We start from the raw sequence: 20,113 nt of genomic DNA, 5'->3' as shown, positions 1-20,113 counted from the left end.
TCTTAAGAATATATTGGAGACATGATGTCAGGAAATCGCGGAGTCGTTTACGTCGGACCCGGGAAGGTGGAAGTGCGCAGCATCGCGTTCCCGGAACTGGTCGACCCTTTCGGTCGCAACGCAAACCACGGAGTCATCCTTCGAGTCGTTGCTACAAATATCTGCGGGTCCGACCAACACATGGTGCGCGGCAGGACGACCGCACCGTCGGGGCTGGTGCTGGGACACGAGATTACGGGCGAGGTAATCGAAGTCGGTTCCGACGTCCTCACCTTGCAAAAAGGGGACCTTGTTTCTGTGCCCTTCAACGTCGCCTGTGGACGGTGCCCAATGTGCAAGGCCCAGAACACTGGCGTTTGCCTCACCGTCAACCCAGCGCGCCCGGGCGGGGCCTATGGCTATGTCGACATGGGCGGCTGGATTGGAGGGCAGGCAGAATTCGTTATGATTCCGTTCGCGGACTTCAACCTTTTGAAGTTCCCCGACCGCGACCGTGCGATGGCCAAGATTCGCGACTTGACTTGTCTTTCTGACATTCTTCCCACGGGGTATCACGGCGCGGTAACCGCGGGCGTAAAACCTGGCGCGACTGTGTACATCGCAGGCGCAGGCCCTGTTGGAATGGCTGCGGCCGCATCTGCACGCCTTCTCGGCGCAGCGGTGACTATCGTTGGAGATGTGAACGCCACCCGGCTTGAACACGCACGACGCGTCGGGTTCGAAACAGTTGACCTGTCGCAGGACGCATCTTTGAGCGAGCAAATCGCCGAATTGCTCGGCGAGCCTGAAGTTGATTGCGCCATCGACTGTGTCGGATTTGAAGCACGCGGGCACGGCCACGCCGGTTCACAACATGAGGCTCCGGCAACCGTACTTAATTCGTTGATGGAAGTGACCCGCGTTGCGGGGGGCATCGGCATTCCCGGACTTTACGTGACTGACGACCCAGGCGCCGTCGACGAGGCCGCAAAGAAGGGAAGTCTCTCGGTCCGTCTAGGGTTGGGCTGGGCGAAGTCGCATTCATTCTTCACGGGACAGACGCCAGTGCTGAAATACAACCGCAATTTGATGCAGGCAATCTTGTGGGACCGACTCGACATTGCTAATGCCGTCAACGTCACTGTCATCAATCTTGATGAAGCGCCGTCCGGCTATGCCGAGTTTGATTCAGGCGTTCCGAAGAAGTTTGTTATTGACCCGCACGGTAGCCTGAAGAAGGCGGCGTAAAACTTTTAGACGTCGTCGCTTTGCCGCTCTTTTCTAGCAAGAAAACGAGCAGCTTCGATTCAAAGAAATCCTCCAAGGAAGGACTTGTGCCGGCTTTTTGCGGCACCTTTTTAAAGTTAGTGCTCGATGGGCTCTTCTTCTCGGAGCCATTCAATCAGGGTTGCCACCATTGGCGTAACGGAACGACCATGAGGCACGACCACGTAGTACGCGTCTTTTGGCTTAAATGTCGCTATCGGAAGCCGCACTAGCTCGCCGGAGACCAGCAGGTCGTGAACAATTCGCGCCCAACCGAGCGCAACGCCTTGACCATGACGTGCGGCATGTACAGAGTCGGCATATAAGCTCGAACGGAGCGCGTAGTTAAGCTTTGCGGGTCGATAGCCGGCGGAATTGAACCACTCCTCCCAGCCCATCCAACCCTCATAGGTTGGGTCTGAGTCTATCAGCGGCAGGTCGGCCAGTTCTTCGAGAGTCGTCGGCCTGCTCTTCCACTCCAAGAAGCTTGGTGAGCAAACGGGGAACACCTCTTCATCGAAAAGAAGGGTCGAGCTACCGTCTTTCCAGCTTCCATCTCCGAACCGCACTGCAACATCCACCTCGACGTGTCGCAAATCCGAAGTGAAGTTCTGCGTGTTCAGACGAATATGCACCGGTTGTTCCATCTCGCGGACGCCCGCCAGTCTCGGCCACAGTCGAAACGCCGAGAACGCAGCTGTTGCCACGATGACAAGTTCCTTCTGCTGCTGGCTGTTGGACAGCCGGTCGAAAACGCCAGCTATCTTCTGCATGCTCTCAGCAACAACGAGATACAGGGCCTCCCCATCACTCGTCAGTGCAATCGAGCGATGGAGACGATGAAAAAGTCGGGTTTTCAGCGTCTCTTCTAAGAACTTTACTTGCCTGCTAACAGCTGCCTGTGTGACGCCCAGTTCTTGCGCGGCACTTGTGAAGCTGCTTAACCGCGCGACCGCCTCGAATTCAACTAATGCTGTCAACGACGGGACAATCCGTCGATATCCTTTCGTGCTTTTTGCCATGTTGGTGTGGGTGACAATCTCCGTCAAGTTGCACTGTTCGAGGGATTCTACTCACGAACTCAAGAGGTTGCGAGTCGACGCCCGGTGGAAGTCGGAGGCATGCTTAGCTGTGCGAGGTCGCGAGTCGACTGGAATCAGTATGCTCGTTCAATAGTTGTGAATTTCGATAAGCAATCGGAGCAATGCCGAAGCCCTTTTTGAATTCTCTGCCAAAGTGGGACGCATCTGAAAAGCCGCAAGACGTAGCAATATCAGCGACAGTCCTATCGGAGCTGGTCAACAGCCAGGCGGCCGTTTGCACGCGCATTTTCCGGCCATAGGCATGTGGCGATTGACCAGTTTCAGCGGAGAATAACCGTTCAAGTTGCCGAACAGACATGTCCAGCCTACCGGCCAACTCTTCGAGACTCATCGGTCGACCGACGCTCTGCTCCATCAACAAAATGGCTCTTCGCACTTTCGGGTGGGCTGCAGGCTTCAGTCCGAGGGGGTGCGGCTGCGGTGCGTTGCCCTTTTGCGCGTCATCAACCAGTAATATGCGCAACGCTATCTGCACGATGCTCGGCTCTATGTGGCGTAAAAGGATGGCCGCGGCCACATCGATGGATGCCCTACCTCCAGAGCATGTGATACGGCGTCGGTCAATGACGAACAGCCGGTCCGCAACAAGGTTTGCCTCCTCTGCCTGTGGGAAGCGCTCGAGGAAGTCCCAGTAGTGGAACCAGCTGACGCAAGCGCGGTAGCCTTTCAAGATGCCTGCCCGCATCATAGCGAAAACACCCGTGCAGATTCCTACTACGGTTGCGGGGCCGTCTCCCGCTGAACGTATGAAGCGAATGGTAGCGTCGCTTGCGCCTGAGCCTGAGTGAAGCAGCCCGCCCACCACCACGACATAATCAAACGGTCCGGCTTTCTCGAAGGTTGCCCAAGGCGTTATCTGTATCCCGCAACTGGCCCTTACCGGCAGTGTGGACTCGCCCACTACTGCCCAAGAGCAACGCACAGGTCGGCTCATATCTCCTTCGTCGCTTGCCAGCCTCAGGAGGTCCACAAATCCAGAGAATGCTGTGAGCGTGAAGTTCGGCAACAAGACGATACCGAATGTCAGACGCCTTGAGCCGTCATCGCGGAGTTCCATGTGATGTGAGCCGTAAGCCTCGGTAGACATTCGTCACTCGTTGCAGCAGACGCGTCGATTCATGCGACGAGGACGCTCGACGCTTGACCTATAGAACTACTGGCTCTTCACTTTCCTCGCGCCAACTCGCCATCATTTCCTTGACCTCGCTAATGAGCCACGTTCGGAAAAGCTTGTATTCTGGCCGTTCGACAGCGTTCTTACGGGTGATAAGGAAGTGATGACGGTCTCGAAAGACGAGACTTTCCTGTATTGGCCGCACCAGAATTCCCTGTTCTATTTGTCTGTGGACCAAATGATGCCAACCCAATAGCGTCCCTTCCCCCGCTTCGGCCTGCGAGACAAGCAAGCGGTAATCGTTACTTTCGAGATGCTCGCTCTCCATCAAGCGCTCGCCGCCGTCGCCTTTCTGAAACCAATTCCGCCAAACTCGCCAGTCGACATGCTCGCAAACCTGCGAGCGTCCAAGTGGCGATAGATTTAGTGTTGGGTGTTTCAGTAGGTCGAGAGCGGACAGTTCCCTCCCGCGATACTCATGCTCGAAAAAGTCCGTGCTGCAAACGGGGTACACCACGTCATGGAACAAGCGCTCGACCTCATACTCCGCCTCGCGAGGCGGGTTCTTCGTAATAATGAGGTCGGGGTCAATCAACCTATCCAACTCCATGAAATGCTCCGTGACGATTACATGAAGTCGCACGTCAGGGAACTGCTTACGAAAGCTTGGCAAGCGTGGCGCCAACCAAAGCGCCGAAAACGTATGTGATACGCAAATCGTTAATTCGACACGGCCTGCTCGTCGCACCGCTTCTACCGTTTCTGCGATGTTCATGATGGACAGATACGAGGCGTTGTACAGAATTCGGCCAGCTTCTGTAAGCGCGATGTGTCTTCCGGAGCGGTCAAAAAGCGCGACCTCCAGGGAATCCTCAAGGTCCTTTATCTGCCGGCTGATGGCTGCTTGGGTGACGCAAAGGACCTCAGCAGCTTGGGTGAAGTTTTCATACCGCGCTGCGGTCACGAAACACTTTAGCGCGCGCAGCGATGGCATCTGCGCGAGCAGCCGGTCAGCGAAGAGCTGCTTTTTCTGCATGGTCTAAAACCTTTGTGCCTGATGGCACTGGTTCAATATTACAATCCGGGGCTCCTCCGCGAGTTGTCCCCTTTGTGACCTTCAAAACTAGGCGGAAGCTCGCGTCGAGGAAGACTTCGAACTAATGTTACTCCCTGCGGGCGAGCCGCTCCTGAACATCTTTCAGAGCGCGTCTTACCTGACAGATTACGCGTGGGGAACTCGAGATTGCGATGCAGCAACTCGCTTACGCTTCCTTGCGCTGTGCAGGCATCGTCAGCTTTCGGCGAACAGTCATCAGCGAGCTGCGCCGTTGCGCATATCCGTGAGTAGTAACGCGCCAAAAATGTCTGCGCACTCGCATTTCGAGCGCTTCGACGGCCAAGCCACGTGGACTGCTCCTCGACAAATATGAATAGGCGAGGACATGGTTGCTGTGCGGGTGGAGAAAGCGCCAGGCCGGAAGCACGGCCACACCGCAGGAATCGAGAACTTGCTGATTCGTGTCATCAGCCTGTACGCGAATGACCGAATACTCGGGTTCATCAGCAACGAGCATTACGTGGCCACTACAAAATTTCGTCGAACCGCAGGCCAGAGCAGAACAGAGCTGTCGTAACCGCCCTGTATCGCACCGAACCCACAACCTGGATGCAGATGTCGGATGCCATGCGATGGTGAGGCCGGCAGTCCGTTTCGGCTTAGTCGAGACTGCCGGTACTGCTTCCAAGGATTTTCAATCTTCCAGCTTTATCCAAGTCGTCTTCAGCTCGCAGTATTGGTCATGCGCGTAGACTGATTTATCACGCCCACCAAAGCCCGACTGCTTAAAACCCCCGAACGGAGTGGAAAGGTCGCCCTCGCCGAAGCAATTGACCGTCACCGTGCCTGCACGAATGCGCGAAGCCACTTTGTGCGCATTGTTGACGTTGTCGGTCCAGAGCGACGCTGCCAGCCCGTAGCATGTGTCGTTGGCGATGCGGACTGCGTCGTCGATGTCGTCATACTCGATGAAACACACGACCGGCCCGAAGACCTCGTCTCGCGCGATACTCATTTCGGGCGTGACGTTGTCAAAAATCGTGGGCTCGACGAACCAACCTCCAGAATCTGTAAGGGTCGCCTTGCCGCCACATACAAGGTTTGCTCCCTCCGCTTTCGCTTTTTCGATATGCGAGAGTACCTTGTCGCAGTGCCCAGCTTCGATGAGCGCGCCTAGCTTCACATCCGGGTCAAGTGGGTCGCCGGTCCTCCAGCCTTCGAGGACCGCCAAAACCTTATGTAGAAGTTCGGCTTTCTTGCTAGAAGCGACAATGATGCGGGACCCCGCGCTGCAGTTTTCGCCCATATTCCAGAACGCGGCTGCAACCGCATTTTCCGCGCACGCGTCTAGATTTGCGACATCAGGCAGCACAACCTGCGGATTTTTACCCCCGCATTCAAGGACCACGCGCTTCAAGTTGGAGTCTGCCGAGTAGCGCAGGAATCTCTTACCAGTTTCTGTCGAACCCGTGAATGCGACCAAATCGACGTCGGGATGAAGTCCCAAGGCCTGACCGGCGCCTTCGCCAAATCCGGTGACTACGTTGAGAACACCAGGGGGCAGTCCAGCTTGCGCAGCCAAGTCAGCAATTCGCAGCGTTGAGAGGGACGTTTGTTCCGCCGGTTTGATGATGACGCTGTTGCCCACAGAAAGCGCAGGACCGATTTTCCAAGCAAGCATCAACGCCGGAAAGTTCCAAGGAAGCACGCTGGCCACAACACCGATGGGTTCGCGAGTAATCATGCTGACTACGCCCGCACCCGACGGCGAAAGAGCGTCGTACCGCTTATCCGTCACCTCGGCGTGCCACCGAATGCACGCAGCCGACTCCGGTATATCAAGACCCAGGCATTCGCTGATGGGCTTGCCAGCTTCGAGGGCCTCCAGTAAGGCAAGCTCGTCCGCATTTTCATCAATGAGCTGCCCCAATCGGAGCAGAACTGCCTTTCGATGCGACGGAGCCGCCTTCGACCACACGCCGCTCTCGAACGCATCGCGTGCCGCGACGACGGCGCGGTCGACGTCGGCCTGCTCACATTTGGCGATTTTTGCGAGCACCTTTCCGTTGGCCGGGTTTAGCGTATCAAACGTTGCCTCGGACGCGGCAGCGCATCGAAGGCCACCGATAAAGGCACGACCGTCGAGCGACGTGCTCTCGGCCGCTTGCTTCCACTGTTCGTAAGTGCTCATGCTTGACCTCACAATTTAGAGTTCGGCACCTGCCGAGATTTCCTTGAACCAGATAGCCGTAGAGACCGCAATGTCCGAGATAGGACGGCCTGGCAACGGACGCGGACGCGGCTGCTTGAGCACCTGACTGATTAGCTCATTTGACTGACCAAGCGCGTGTTCCGCTATAAGCTTGCCGGATGATGAGCCGCGACTCAGTCCCAGCCCGTTGCATCCAATCGCCTCGTAGATTCCTTCCTCACGTCGCCCAAACAGTGCTCCACTGTTCGCCGACAGGCAAAGTGCGCCGCCCCAGGTGTATTCAAACTCGACGTCCTTCAGCATCGGGAAGCGTCGGTCGAACGAGCGTTGATGCAACGCTCGAGCCTTCGCCAAGTCCAACTGCGAGACGCTGACCTCCGGTCGGAACGCAAAATGGTTACGCACGCAGATACGGTCGGTAATCAGTCGGCGCACTGTTGACCCGACGGGGTCGGCCGGTATGAGCGCCCAGGAAGACTTGCCGCCGAGCCGCTTGACCTCATCCTGGTTCATCACGCGCGTCAAGGATGCGAACGTATACACCGGTAGCAAGCCATTTGAATTCTTGCCGAAAGTCGCGGCATAAGAATTCGTACAAAGGATGACCTGCTTGGCAGTAATCTTCCCGCCAGCGAAAGAGAGTGCTTTCCCGCCGATGACTGATTCGATGCTCTTCACCGCACTTAATTCGAAAACCCTCACGTTTCTCGGTAGAGCAGCTGCCAACCCCCGCATGAGAGCCGCTGGCTGAACGGTGCTGCACCCTGGCGTAAGAATTCCGCTCTTGTAGAACCCCGTCCCTGTGATAGCACCGATGCCCGCTTCATCCAACCATTCGAATTTTTCGTCGATTCGCTTTAGGCCTTCCGCAAAATGCTCGAGCGCAGCGATGCCATGCTTGGTCACCGCTGCATGATATTTCCCGTCGTCGCGCCAGTCACAGTCGATTTTGTGCTCAATGACGGCGGACCTAACGTAGTCGATGCCATGGCGCTGCAACCGAACATCGGCTTTGTCTGCTTCAACGCTGCGCGAGTAGCTTTCGCTGCTTATGTCGTGCGGCAGGTCTACAAAGAAACCCGAATTGCGACCGGCCGTTCCTCGTCCAATCCGGTCTGCTTCGACAAGAGCAACGGAGGAATCAGGGCAGAGCTCCGCCAAACGTCGGGCTGCGCACAACCCTGTGATGCCCCCACCGACGACAACCCAATCAAAACGAAGGTCCGATGCGACCTTTTCAGCGTTAGCGGGCGACGGGAGCGTTTCCCACCAGCCGTTCACTCCATCAGGAGTTGGCACCCGCCCGAAGTCCAGGTTGGAGCTCATGCAGTTCACTTGCCTTTGCGCAGCAGCGGTTCGACGACGGAAGCAAATCCTTTGCGCTCTTCGTCGGTCAGGGTGCCAAGTGGCGCACGCGCATTCCCGACAGGAACACCGGCGAGCTCGCAGCCGTAGCGGACGTATTGGATGAACTTGCCGCTACGCTCGAGAAGCTCGAGGACGGGCAGAAGCCCAGCCATGAGCTTGCGGCCTTTGGCAAAGTCGCCACTCATACAGGTTTCGAGCAATTCGACATGCGACTCGGGGATGAAGTTGGCGGCCGCGCCGACCCAGCTCTTGGAGCCCCAAGCGAAGAATTCCATCGCCTGGTCGTCCATTCCGCAACTGAGCACGAGCCTTTCGCCGAAGTGCGTCGCCAAGTGGTGAAGATGCCCGATATCGCCCGTACTTTCTTTCATTGCTCGGAAGTTAGGACGCTCCAGCAGCTTTTCCAGAACCGTGTCGCTGATGTCCGTCCCCGTACGTGCCGGAAAGTTGTACAACATGATAGGGAGGTCGACCGCATCATCGACCTTCAAGAAGTGAGCGAGAAGCTCTTCCTGTGTCGGCTGCGCATAATATGGCGCTGCCACTAGAAGCGCCGACATGCCTGCTTGTTTTGCAGCAAGCCCGAGGTGGATGACGTCCTTCGTTGTCGTCGCGTTGATACCAGCGCTCAAGACGGTCTTTCCGCCCACTGCTTCGGTTACTGTCTCGAATGTTTTGACACGTTCTTCGAGCGTAAGCGCATAGTACTCACCGGTCGTGCCACCGACTCCGAGTCCGGATAGACGACCTACCAGGCCGGTTGCATGTTTCGCAAGCAGCACGTGGTCGATTTCACCGTCCGCGGTGAAAGGCGTAACCAGGGGTGCGTGCACTCCTTCAAAGCTGACCATTGTCTTCTCTCTATATTCGGTTCATCAATCGTACGGGCGTTGTTTCACCCGGGGGGCTTTGGCTCTAACTGACGCTGCTTCGGCCTATAGCTCAGACTAGCGCGTCAGCCGATGAGTAAATCGGAAACTGGCTGCAGAGGCCTTTGACACGGCTACGAACCGAACGCTCGACCGACTCGTCTCCCTCCGCGTTCTGCTCGAGCGCGCTCAAGACTTCCAAAATCATCTCGCCCACCAGCCGGAATTCCTTTTCACCGAAGCCACGAGACGTGCCGGCTGGTGTTCCCAGGCGAATGCCGGAGGTAATGGTAGGGCTCTGCGTATCGAACGGAATGCCATTCTTATTGCAAGTAATGCCAGCACGCTCCAGCGCCTTTTCCGTCTGCGTTCCTGTAAGACCTTTTGCGCGCAGGTCGACGAGGAGCAGGTGGTTGTCGGTCCCTTCAGTGACCAAACGCACTCCGCCAGAGGTCAAGACTTCACCCAGCGCCACCGCGTTTTTGAGTACTTGGTCAATATACGTTTTAAACTCCGGACGCAGCGCTTCGCCGAAGGCTACTGCCTTGCCAGCGATGACGTGCATCAACGGTCCACCTTGCAAGCCCGGGAACACCGCAGAGTTGATTTTCTTCGCGATATCACCGTTGTTTGTCAGGATGAAGCCCCCGCGCGGACCCCTGAGCGTCTTGTGAGTCGTGGAAGTAACGACATCAGCAAACCTAATCGGATTCTCATGACGACCCGCCGCGACGATGCCGGCAATGTGGGCCATATCGACCATCAGAAGCGCTCCGACGCTATCGGCAATCTCTCGGAACTTTGCGAAGTCCAGAGCCCGCGGATAGGCGGAGTAGCCGGCGATGATGAGCTTCGGACGATGTTCCTCGGCCAAGCGTCGAACCTGCTCAAAGTCGATTCGATAGTTCTCCGGGCTTACTCCGTACTGAACAGCATTGAACCACTTTCCGGAGAGTGCAGGTTTTGCACCGTGCGTCAGGTGACCGCCCGCATCCAGCGACATTCCCAGCACTGTATCGCCGGGCTTTGCCAACGCAAGCATGACCGCGCCGTTAGCCTGCGCTCCGGAATGGGGCTGCACATTGGCAAACTCGGCCTCGAACAGCGCTTTGACTCGGTCTATCGCAAGTGCCTCAATGCGGTCAACATGCTCACAGCCACCGTAGTAGCGCTTTGACGGATAGCCTTCGGCGTACTTGTTCGTCAGGACAGTGCCTTGTGCTTCCATAACGGCGGCAGAGACAATGTTCTCGGAAGCAATCAACTCAATCTGAGTTTGCTGGCGACGCAGTTCCAGCGTGATTTCCGACGCGATAACGGGGTCGCGGTCTTGAAGCGTCTCCGAGAAAAAACGTGTTGTCTGGTTCATTTATGCGGCTCCGACACCTTTGTAGTAAATCAACCGTTGTACCTAGGCAGCAGCTCACGGCCATGAAGCTATATGACGCCAAGGCAACGCATTTGGTATTCTCTCGCCGGGCAAACTGCTTGCAGAGAGAACACCCCGAACTTTCACTTCTCAAGCCACGCTTTAACCTTTTCCGGATGAGCCTCGACGAACTTCTTGGCAGCTGTCGGCCAGTCGTTGGTCGAGTTCCCCTCGAGTTCTATTGACTCAACGTCCGCAAGCGTCAGCTTGAAGTGATGGAAGAAGACATCAGCGCGCGGGAATTTCGTCGCGAACTGCTTGGAAGCGAAGCCATGCACTTGCTCTTCCCCGCCCAAAGCTCCCTTGGGGTCTTTGAGGTAGCGCATCTTCCACTTCTGCCACAACCAATGCGGGCTCCAAACCGTGACGACAACCCAGTTCTTCGCTTGGTAGCCTCGAGAAATCGAAGCGAGCATCCCAGCTTCGCTTGACGACTGCAAGTTGTATCCAGCGAGGTTGTACTCCTTGATGGCCTTTTCGGACGCCTGCATCAAGCCACCGCCTGGTTCAATGCCTTGAATCGTCCCGTTCAACTTGCTCTTCACGTCGGGCTTGTTGAGGTCAGTGATGGAGGACAGCTCGCTTTCGGGAATATAGTCAGGCACAGCCCAACCATTTCGTCCGCCGGTGTAAATGACACCGACATCCTCCATGTCGTTCTTGTACCGTCCGTAGTAGCTCGCGTGCGTGACCGGAAGCCATCCGCCAACCATGATGTCGAGGTCACCCCGTGCGACACCCTGATACTGGATACCAATGTCAGCCTGGACAAATTTCACGGGCTGGTCCAGCTTGGTTTCGAGCACGTACTTGGCGACGTTCGCGACAGCGAGAACGTCTGCCCAATTTGTCACCGCAACTTTGATAGGTTCAGCCGCACCGGCCGAAGCCGCCAGCGCTCCGAAGGTCACCGCCAAGGTTGCCCGTGCGACAAGCCCTTTAAGCATACCGATTGCCATTTTGCACTCCTTTTTAGTTAAAACAATATTAAGGTTTCGGTCAATGAATCCCTGGCTTGCCGGTCTCCGCTACGCGCCAGTACCGCATGGTTACAACTTATAAATTTGATTCCTGGCCCGACTCACATTGACCGTGTGCAGTCCGGTCGAGGACGAACTTTAGGTTCTCGCGGCGCCGGTTGAGGTTTGCTTTACCGACTTTGCCGATTTGCGCGGCTTCTTCGACTTAAGGCCAAAACTCTCGGTCAAGCGGTCGAGGACGATGGCGAGCAACACCACACCTAAACCGCCTTCGAACCCGATACCGATGTCCAATCGTTGAATGCCGCTCAATACATACTCGCCCAGGCCACCGGCACCAATCATTGAAGCCACCACGACCATGGACAGCGCCATCATGATGGTCTGATTGACTCCCGCCATAATCGACGGAAGAGCGTTTGGCAACTGAATCTTCCAGAGCAATTGCGAGTCCGTGCTGCCAAACGCCCTGCCTGCTTCGAGCAACTCCTCGCGCACTTGCTTGATGCCGAGCGTTGTCAGTCGAACAACCGGTGGCATCGCGAAGACGATGGTCGCAATCACAGCTGGGACGCGGCCCAGTCCAAACAGGATGACTGCAGGAATCAGATATACGAAAGCAGGCATCGTCTGCATGAAGTCGAGCAATGAGCGGAGGATGACCTCAACTCGCCTGTTGCGCGCCCCCCATATTCCCATTGGAACTCCGATGACAAGACTGAAGAACGTAGCCGCAATTACGAGCGCAAGCGTTGAAACGGTCTGAGCCCACAGGCCCATGTAGTTGATGACGTACAGAGCTACGCCTACGAACGCGGCAAAAAAGACACCGCGGCGCCAAAATGCGAGCGCCATCAGCAAGACAAGCATCACGACAAAAGGAACCGCTGCGAGCCCGTCTTCCATCATCTTCACGAAGGCACCGAGCACGGCGGAGAAAGCGTCAAAACCGCCTCGGAAGTGCTGGAACAGAAAGTTGACCAGGTCTTCCGCAAATTTCCCGAAAATTGATGATGATGAGTTCATGCTGCTCTCCGCTCCAACACTTGCTTCAAAATAGTCCGGCAGGACACAACGCCAGCGAATTTACCGTCGCCGTCAACCACCGGCACGTCGTATTCGCGGTTGAGTGCGACCGAGGCGAGTTCATGCAAATCCGCTTCCGTCTGCACCGCATGCAGGTCGGGGTGCAGCGCATCCCGTACGGAACGGTCACCGGCTTTGTGTAGGCGCTCGAGCGTGACGCAACCAACAAACCGGCCGTCCTCGTCGCAGACATATGCGCAGTCAACGCTTGCGTCAATCATCTCTGTGAGATACCGCGAAGCCGATGTACCGGTATCACACGAAATTACGCCCTTTGAAGGCTTCTGCATGAGGCTGGATGCTTTAAGAAACCTCGATACGTCGACGTTTCTGAAGAAGTCTCGGACATACTCATCCGCGGGGGTCTGGATGAGTTCAGCTGGAGTGCCAACTTGGATAAGGCGACCGTCCTTCATGATGCCAATTCGGCCGCCAATCTTGATGGCTTCTTCGATGTCGTGAGAAATGAAAACGATGGTGCGCTGCTCTTCTTTCTGCAGGCGCAGAAGCTCATTCTGCATCTCGAAACGAATCAACGGGTCAAGCGCAGAAAACGCCTCATCCATTAGAAGCACCGCCGGATTGACCGCCAACGCACGCGCGAGGCCTACTCGCTGTTGCATCCCGCCCGAAAGCTCACTTGGAAGCAGCTTCTCGTATGAGCCAAGCCCGACGCGCTGAAGCGCCGCACGGGCGGTATCGTACCGCTGAGCCTTCTTCTGGCCTGATACCTCAAGTCCGTACGCGATATTGTCGAGCACTGTGCGGTTGGGCAGAAGCGCAAAGGACTGAAACACCATAGCCATTTTCTTGCGCCTGACTTCCCGCAGTTCAACCGTTGACATTGGCGCAATGTCGCGACCGTCGAGAATGACGCTGCCTGACGTGGGCTCAATCAGACGGTTAAGGAGACGGACCAACGTTGATTTTCCGGAGCCGGACAGGCCCATGACGACAAAAATTTCTCCAGCCCGAACGCTCAGGCTGACGTCGTCCACAGCGACCATATTGCCCGTCACTTCAAAAATCTCATTGCGTCCAATCCCTTGCCGCATCATTTCGACCGCGCGCTCGGGCTTCGGGCCGAAGATTTTTGACAGATTCTTGACCTGTAGAATCTCCGCAGCGGCAGTTGCACCGACGTCTCGGCTGGAGACAGACAGTGTGTCTTTGGAGGGATGCGCCGTTGACAGGGTGTCTGGAGCAAGGGTTAGGTTCGGTGTCATCTTTTGTTCCGACTGATATCCAGGGAATCCGGTGAGCGCATCTTCAAGAAGGCTGCTTCATTCAACAAGCAGCTACCCGCGCTTCATTGGCGCGTTGCGGCGCTGTCCGGTTCGTAGCGCCGCATTACGGCGGCTGCTTGTCACGCGAATTGCAAAAAGTGCTCGATTCGCTGGGAATCTCGCAACTTCTGGATTCGCCAGTGCTTGGCATCGGTTCATTCATGCACGGGATTGAGCGTAACAAGCCAAATGAGGAGCGCGAGAAACATTTCCTTGGCTATAGCCCATACTTTTGGTAATGGTGGACCGACCGACCGTGTATCAGAATTCAACGACGCGGGATAACCAAATCTCGCAGACCCTTGCCGAGCGGGCTTTGCAGCACAAACCACCGACCTCAACCCCAGCTTGACGCTGGCGGGAGCCTCGCTCACAGCCTAGGGAATGTCCTAGCTAGGGTTAGTCCGAACCCGATTTGCTGTCCAACGAAGATTGCGCTGTGTCACAGCAGCGCTTCTCTGCACAATTCTTCTCGCGGCGCCGCCTTAGCAACAGCAAGATTCACGAGCACTTCGAAAGGACTCTTGACGGGAGCTGACGCCCACGCCAGACAGTCGCGTGCGTTGCTGTAGAAGTCGAACGACGGCCGGGACGAGAACGCGTAGCCAACTTGTAGCGCCGGGGGTCGCAAGATACCGCTGCGGCATCCGCGGCGCCACGAATCTGCCCATCGCCTCTCCGACGACACTGTGTCTCGCTTGTGAGCTCGTTAATCGGTGCATGCCCGCCGACAACGGTTGCCGGCGCAACGAACGTTCAATGGCAGCGTTAGTCACCTTCATAGCCTTACAGCCTTGAATTGGACGATGTCGACGTAAGGGTAAGAGTCATCCCAGTCACTGTCGTTGCGCCAACTCGATTGACATATAACTTAAAGTATCTGAAGCTGCAGAATAAAGCGCATTGACACTGATTTCTCACCCCCTGACACTCGACGCGGTCGGCCAAGCCAGCGATGCGCGTATCGGCTGACACCTTGCGCCCGCCCAACGCCCGTAAGTCCTGGGCAGTCGGTGCGCGTCTCGTTCTCACGGATGCGGTTGACCGCTACGGCTCGTGATTGGTCTGTGCACTCAGAGAGAATCTTCGGAGAATACATGTCTAACCGGCTTGAGCTTGTCAGTAGACTTATCCAAATAGCGGAGCCTTTGTTTCAATCGGAGAGGCTCCCACAAGCGGGGCGCTGGGTCGCAACGCAGGTCTTTCGTCGTCTTGAGGCTTTCTCCGATGATGGAACGCGCCATCATGCTCGATACCCTGCGTGCGACTGGCTCGAAACCGCCCTCGCGCCGCATACCGAACGACAAACAGAATTCAGTCCTATCGCTGAGGCCATCAGGGCATTGGAGCCTCATTTGAGCTGGAGCCGTCGTATGTCGGGACGCGATGGAAGCGTCGACTACGTCGAGAAACATGTGCACGGTATGATTTGCGGCCCAGGGGGCACGGAAAGTCGGCTCGACGTCCAGTTGGGGTTTTCAATCATGGCACCACATGTCCGATATCCGGACCACAGTCACCCTCCAGAAGAAGCCTACGTCCTTTTGACTTCTGGTCAGTTCCGCCAGTTGGACGGCGACTGGTTCGACCCGGGAATCGGCGGAGGTATTCATAATGCACCGAGCAACCAACATGCGATGAAATCGGGTGAGTTACCGTTTCTGGCCCTTTGGTGCCTGTTAATGTAAGGCTTTGCGGCCGACCGCTAGCCCCTCCGAACGAGCTGTGGGACCAAGCAATTCCCCGCACGGACACTCCGACGGCAGCGGAACGACATTGTTTGCGCAAGAAGTTTGGAGGTTGGGTATCGCTCGCCCGCGACTATGAGGATGAGACTTGAGCAGTCGGGTCGTCTGGGCTCGTCAAATCGCCGATGCTCACGAAAAGACTTCCCACCCAGTAATGGCTTTGTGTCTGAGGGAAGTCTCTAGCTGAATGAAGAAGTTAAAAAGACATCTAGCGAACGAGGTTTTAACTTTGTCTGGGGCCCCGCTCATCTTAGGTCGGAGTAAACTCCGACACCCACTCAAACGCCTAGTTCGCGATGCCCCTTCTAGCCGTAGACAGACTCCGTCTGCTAGGGCACGGATTCACGTGAAGCCATAAAGCTTCGATGGATTAGACACAAACACAAGTTGTTGCCAGTCCTCGTGCTGCCGCGATGTTCGTTGAGCGGTGAGAATCTCTGCCGTCGGCAATCAAGCATGACCGTCATACAAGCACGAAAACCATCGAAGCAATTTGGCAATTCGCACTCGACAATCCGGCCTTGCTGGTCCTGCCGGCGTGCTCGCTCGTCCTCACGCTGGTCTTGTTGCGCATTAAGAAGAGATACGTGAATGAGGGAATTTTGTTTCGATGTTCGCCGCGTCAGCGCGACGACAGCACCGCTGATGCGGCAGAAGAAAATGACACGGAACGGGATGAGGTAATTGACCTCGCGATTGCTCTTCGCAAGTTCGAGGAATTAGGTATGGAGGATGAAGGCTCAGGATATGCCTACTGGCGCAAAGTCGGACAACTACTCAAACGGGCGGCTGACATGCAGGCGGAGATAGCGCTTCTCGATAGAGAGCTGGAACGTTGTCGCGCGATGCTCCCAAAGTCCCGTTGATGCAGCGCGACACCGTAATCAGCGATGCGGACGCTTCTGTCGCCCGGCAATATCAATACTGACGACCTCGACTTGAGTGGCCTCGCGACGGGAGGAGCAAATTCCGCAGGTGCCAAGGTGCTGTCCTACCACGGGCTTGCTGATAAAGGGTCAGCCCGACTGTTTCGGCTCGGCATTTGACTACAGTCGCTCGGGCCGTGCTTATAGTCCGTATTCTGTGGTTTGTCCCGTTGCGCCGACAGTGGGTCGCTTCTAAAGGAGGCGCGGTGATGACTGCGGTCGTATTGAATTCGACCATCACGTGTCCAGCGTGCGGGCATAGGAAAGACGAGACGATGCCCGCCGATGCCTGCGCATGGTTTTACGAATGCGAGCATTGCAAAGCATTGCTCCGGCCGAAACCCGGAGATTGCTGCGTGTACTGCTCGTATGGCACCAACAAGTGTCCGCCGATGCAACAGTCTGGCCGTTGCGGCGTCTGAACAGGCCTAGGCCGTAGGCACGCGTCGGCCGCGTCGGCCGACGCGGCAATGCTATGAGGTAGCCGTGTTCATGCCACTCGCGACGGTTACCGGTGCTGCTGTGTCATGACCGTGCGCCATCACATGGCTGCGTCGTCTGAACGACGCCTTAGCCAGCCTGCCCGTTACCTAGCCCAAGTGAGAAGCTTTCGGTTTCGGCTGGGTGGTCTCCATTGACGTCAGCCCGTGAATGATTCCGCAATTCTCAACCGGCTGCTCGCCTGCGCACCCCTCGCGCAGTGCGGTCAACTGCTCGCGAAGCTGGAGCAGCTCGTCGATACGCTTATTCACGTGGCCAATGTGTTCGTCAACCAGCGCATTGACGGCGCCGCAGCCGGGGGCCGCGCTGTCTGATGCCGCAAGCAGCGCGCGAACCTCATCGTGCGTCATGTCCAATGCTCGACAGTTCCGAATGAACCGCAAGCGGTCGATGTGACTCTCGTTATAGCTACGGTAGTTCGCTTCCGTCCGGTCGGCCTCTGGCAGCAATCCTTCCTTTTCATAAAACCGGATTGTGTCGGTCGTGCAGTTGGCGAGTCGTGCGAGTTCACCGATTTTCATGATTTTCTCCTTTCCCGACTTGACCTTGGAGTTACTCCAAGGTGTTTACTACACCATAAATCAAGGACGGAAACCATCATGTCAAACGTTCAAGCTTCGAAAAATCGTGACGAGCACGGCTCAGACACTGGACTCATAGACGAGCTCACACATGGCTGCTCGGGCGCACACGCCCACTGCTGCGACGGCGAGAATGACCAAAAACTCGGGAACGGTCTTGCACACGAACACGGCCATGAGCACGGCGGTAGCCCCGCTCGCGAGCACGCTTCTGGCAACAGCTGTTGCGCCTCGGCGACCCTGACTTTCGGCCCGCTTGCTGTGCAAAGGGCGGTAGGCGATGCGGTCCGGACGCAAATTCGCATCCTTCAGATGGATTGCCCGACGGAGGAGGCACTAATCCGCAAGAAGCTTGCGGGCATGCCGGCGGTGACGGGCATGGAATTCAATCTGATGCAGCGGGTGCTGACGGTAGTGCACAAACCGGAAGCGCTGCCCCCCGTACTCGAAGGCTTGCGGTCGCTGGGCTTTACGCCGGAACTGGCCGGCGCAGATGAACAACCGGTGAGCATCCGGCAGCCTCAGCAGAAGCCGTGGTGGCCGCTCGCGCTTGCCGGCGCTATCGCGGTTGCTTCTGAAGCCGCAAGTTGGCTGGGCCAACCCTCATGGCTCGTCGCCGCACTTGCTTTATTGGCGGTGGCCGGTTCCGGCCTGACAACGTACAAGAAAGGCTGGATTGCCATCCGCAATGGCAACTTGAACATCAACGCACTGATGAGCATTGCTGTCACGGGCGCGCTGCTCCTCGGTCAGTGGCCGGAAGCTGCGATGGTCATGGTGCTGTTCACGATTGCGGAGCTCATTGAGGCCAAGTCCCTCGACCGTGCTCGCAACGCGATTCAGGGCCTGATGCGGCTCGCGCCGGAAAAGGCGACGGTCAAACAGGTAGATGGCACTTGGGCTGAAGTCGATGCGAATTCCGTCGCTCTCGGCGCAGTCGTGCGCGTAAAACCAGGCGAGCGTATCGGGCTCGATGGCGAAATCACTAGCGGCAGGTCGTCCATCAATCAGGCACCCATCACAGGCGAGAGCCTTCCCGACGAAAAGGCGGAAGGCGATACGGTGTATGCAGGAACCATCAACGAATCGGGCTCGTTCGAGTACCAGGTCACGGCTGCTGCAAACAACACAACCCTGGCACGCATCATTCACGCAGTTGAAGAAGCACAGGGTTCGAAGGCGCCAACGCAACGGTTCGTCGACCAGTTCGCTCGCATCTATACGCCCATTGTGTTCGTCGTAGCAATCGCTGTTGCGATAGTGCCTCCTCTTCTCTTTTCGGGAAGCTGGTCCGACTGGATTTATAAGGCGCTCGTACTGCTCGTCATTGCCTGCCCCTGTGCACTAGTCATCTCGACGCCTGTATCGATTGTCAGTGGCCTCGCTGCAGCCGCGCGTCGAGGCATCCTTATCAAGGGTGGTACCTATCTGGAGCAGGGGCGCAAGCTTAAGTGGCTCGCGTTGGACAAGACTGGAACCATCACTCATGGGAAACCGGTTCAGACGGAGTTCGAACTCCGTGTCACGGACGTCGATGCTGCTCGTGTCCGCTCACTCGCTGCGAGCCTTTCGGGCCGTTCTGACCATCCTGTGTCGATAGCAGTCGCTCGAGCTGCGGAGACTGACAACGTCACCCAATACCCGGTCGAAGAATTCGAGGCCATCCCGGGGCGAGGCGTTCGCGGCTTGGTCGACGGAAGGAACTACTCGCTCGGCAATCATCGTCTGGTCGAGGAACTCGGTCGCTGTTCTGCGGAACTGGAAGAGCGACTCGACGCCCTTGAACGTCAAGGAAAGACGGTTGTGATGCTGATTGACGAGGTCCGGGTGCTCGCGCTCTTTGCTGTCGCCGACACTGTCAAGGACAGCAGCCGCGAGGCCATTTCAGAGCTTCACAATCTCGGCGTACGCACAGCAATGTTGACCGGCGACAACCCGCACACCGCGCAGGCAATTGCGCAGCAGGTTGGCATCGACGAGGCTGAAGGCAACCAGTTACCGGAAGACAAGCTTCGCGCGGTGGAGCGTCTGTCGGGTGGTTCGGCGATGGTCGGTATGGTCGGTGACGGCATCAACGACGCGCCGGCGCTCGCGCGTGCCGATATTGGCTTCGCAATGGGCGCGATGGGAACGGACACGGCAATCGAAACGGCCGACGTTGCGCTGATGGACGACGACCTGAGAAAAATCCCGGCCTTCATCCGTCTTTCGAAGGCCACGCATTCCATTCTGGTTCAGAACATCACGCTGGCACTTGGAATCAAGGCGGTCTTTTTGACCTTGACTCTTGCCGGCCTCGGGACCATGTGGATGGCTGTGTTCGCTGACGTCGGAGCCAGCCTGTTGGTGGTCTGTAACGGCCTTCGACTTCTTCGTAAGTGACTGGGTACATCATCCTGATTGCGGACTAGGCAATCCATGGCGATAAGATTGGATTGCCTTGCGCTTGTGCCAGCCTGACAGGCAAACATGATTTTTCGCACGCAACGCGCCCTCGTTTGAGCTCTGCGGATGATGCTTGGCAATCACCAGATGTGGAACGAGGTGGCGAAATGGTTTGAAAATCCCAATCCACGGTCCGATGTGTGATAAGCGGGCGCACCCGCTG

Annotated in this window: 17 protein-coding genes; 5 read left to right on the top strand and 12 right to left on the bottom strand. The window is 56.7% G+C overall.

The features are described 5' to 3' along the window. The first annotated feature begins 24 nt into the window (after positions 1-24). The gene (gene fdhA, locus AWB68_RS16525) at positions 25-1,227 is read left to right on the top strand and encodes a formaldehyde dehydrogenase, glutathione-independent (protein ID WP_087645425.1); all 1,203 of its coding nucleotides are present in this window, start codon (positions 25-27) and stop codon (positions 1,225-1,227) included. A 116-nt stretch (positions 1,228-1,343) separates the two neighbouring features. Here the strand turns inward: fdhA and AWB68_RS16520 are convergent, their stop codons facing one another. From AWB68_RS16520 to AWB68_RS16470, 11 genes are all read right to left on the bottom strand, one after another. Next, positions 1,344-2,267: a LysR substrate-binding domain-containing protein gene (locus AWB68_RS16520; RefSeq protein ID WP_087645441.1), complete on the bottom strand. Its 924-nt coding sequence runs from the start codon at positions 2,265-2,267 to the stop codon at positions 1,344-1,346. A 103-nt stretch (positions 2,268-2,370) separates the two neighbouring features. Next, the gene (locus AWB68_RS16515) at positions 2,371-3,435 is read right to left on the bottom strand and encodes a GlxA family transcriptional regulator (RefSeq protein WP_235028367.1); all 1,065 of its coding nucleotides are present in this window, start codon (positions 3,433-3,435) and stop codon (positions 2,371-2,373) included. A gap of 58 nt (positions 3,436-3,493) precedes the next feature. Then, the gene (locus AWB68_RS16510; protein ID WP_087645424.1) at positions 3,494-4,498 is read right to left on the bottom strand and encodes a LysR substrate-binding domain-containing protein; all 1,005 of its coding nucleotides are present in this window, start codon (positions 4,496-4,498) and stop codon (positions 3,494-3,496) included. Between the two features lie 226 nt (positions 4,499-4,724). Then, the gene (locus tag AWB68_RS46545) at positions 4,725-5,036 is read right to left on the bottom strand and encodes a hypothetical protein (protein ID WP_125482952.1); all 312 of its coding nucleotides are present in this window, start codon (positions 5,034-5,036) and stop codon (positions 4,725-4,727) included. Positions 5,037-5,213: 177 nt separating this feature from the next. Then, the gene (locus AWB68_RS16500; protein ID WP_087645439.1) at positions 5,214-6,710 is read right to left on the bottom strand and encodes an aldehyde dehydrogenase; all 1,497 of its coding nucleotides are present in this window, start codon (positions 6,708-6,710) and stop codon (positions 5,214-5,216) included. A gap of 15 nt (positions 6,711-6,725) precedes the next feature. After that, entirely contained in the window at positions 6,726-8,057 is a 1,332-nt protein-coding gene (locus tag AWB68_RS16495) for an NAD(P)/FAD-dependent oxidoreductase (protein ID WP_087645422.1), read from the bottom strand. Positions 8,058-8,062: 5 nt separating this feature from the next. Then, positions 8,063-8,950: a dihydrodipicolinate synthase family protein gene (locus tag AWB68_RS16490; RefSeq protein WP_087645421.1), complete on the bottom strand. Its 888-nt coding sequence runs from the start codon at positions 8,948-8,950 to the stop codon at positions 8,063-8,065. A 91-nt stretch (positions 8,951-9,041) separates the two neighbouring features. Continuing rightward, the gene (gene glyA / locus AWB68_RS16485) at positions 9,042-10,337 is read right to left on the bottom strand and encodes a serine hydroxymethyltransferase (RefSeq protein ID WP_087645420.1); all 1,296 of its coding nucleotides are present in this window, start codon (positions 10,335-10,337) and stop codon (positions 9,042-9,044) included. Between the two features lie 143 nt (positions 10,338-10,480). Continuing rightward, positions 10,481-11,356 carry a glycine betaine ABC transporter substrate-binding protein gene (locus AWB68_RS16480; protein ID WP_087645419.1) on the bottom strand — a complete coding sequence of 292 codons (876 nt, stop codon included), beginning with the start codon at positions 11,354-11,356 and terminating at the stop codon, positions 10,481-10,483. A gap of 159 nt (positions 11,357-11,515) precedes the next feature. Beyond that, on the bottom strand, positions 11,516-12,403 hold the full coding sequence (locus AWB68_RS16475) for an ABC transporter permease (RefSeq protein ID WP_087645418.1): 888 nt from the start codon (positions 12,401-12,403) through the stop codon (positions 11,516-11,518). Next, positions 12,400-13,689, bottom strand: coding sequence for a quaternary amine ABC transporter ATP-binding protein (locus tag AWB68_RS16470; protein WP_087645417.1), 1,290 nt, complete (start codon positions 13,687-13,689; stop codon positions 12,400-12,402). The genes AWB68_RS16475 and AWB68_RS16470 overlap by 4 nt, the downstream gene beginning before the upstream one ends. A 1,157-nt stretch (positions 13,690-14,846) precedes the next feature. Between AWB68_RS16470 and AWB68_RS16465 the strand changes: the two genes are divergently transcribed. The 3 genes from AWB68_RS16465 to AWB68_RS49495 all read left to right on the top strand — a co-directional run bounded on the left by AWB68_RS16465 (position 14,847) and on the right by AWB68_RS49495 (position 16,845). Next, positions 14,847-15,437 carry a dimethylsulfonioproprionate lyase family protein gene (locus AWB68_RS16465; RefSeq protein WP_087645416.1) on the top strand — a complete coding sequence of 197 codons (591 nt, stop codon included), beginning with the start codon at positions 14,847-14,849 and terminating at the stop codon, positions 15,435-15,437. A 647-nt stretch (positions 15,438-16,084) separates the two neighbouring features. Then, positions 16,085-16,363 carry a hypothetical protein gene (locus AWB68_RS16460; RefSeq protein WP_125482951.1) on the top strand — a complete coding sequence of 93 codons (279 nt, stop codon included), beginning with the start codon at positions 16,085-16,087 and terminating at the stop codon, positions 16,361-16,363. A gap of 269 nt (positions 16,364-16,632) precedes the next feature. Beyond that, a complete protein-coding gene (locus AWB68_RS49495) occupies positions 16,633-16,845 on the top strand; it encodes a GDCCVxC domain-containing (seleno)protein (protein WP_087645414.1) in 213 nt (70 codons plus the stop codon). Positions 16,846-17,013: 168 nt separating this feature from the next. Here AWB68_RS49495 and cadR read toward each other — a convergent pair whose 3' ends face one another. Continuing rightward, the gene (gene cadR, locus AWB68_RS16450; protein ID WP_087645413.1) at positions 17,014-17,445 is read right to left on the bottom strand and encodes a Cd(II)/Pb(II)-responsive transcriptional regulator; all 432 of its coding nucleotides are present in this window, start codon (positions 17,443-17,445) and stop codon (positions 17,014-17,016) included. A gap of 78 nt (positions 17,446-17,523) precedes the next feature. On the opposite strand from cadR, the gene AWB68_RS16445 reads away from it, so the two are divergent. Next, entirely contained in the window at positions 17,524-19,887 is a 2,364-nt protein-coding gene (locus tag AWB68_RS16445; RefSeq protein ID WP_235028366.1) for a heavy metal translocating P-type ATPase, read from the top strand. Positions 19,888-20,113 lie beyond the last annotated feature (226 nt).

This window comes from Caballeronia choica, from assembly GCF_001544535.1.
In the GTDB taxonomy this organism is placed as follows: domain Bacteria; phylum Pseudomonadota; class Gammaproteobacteria; order Burkholderiales; family Burkholderiaceae; genus Caballeronia; species Caballeronia choica.
The sequence above is the reverse complement of the archived record's forward strand: the minus strand, read 5'-3'. Positions and strand labels throughout refer to the sequence as shown.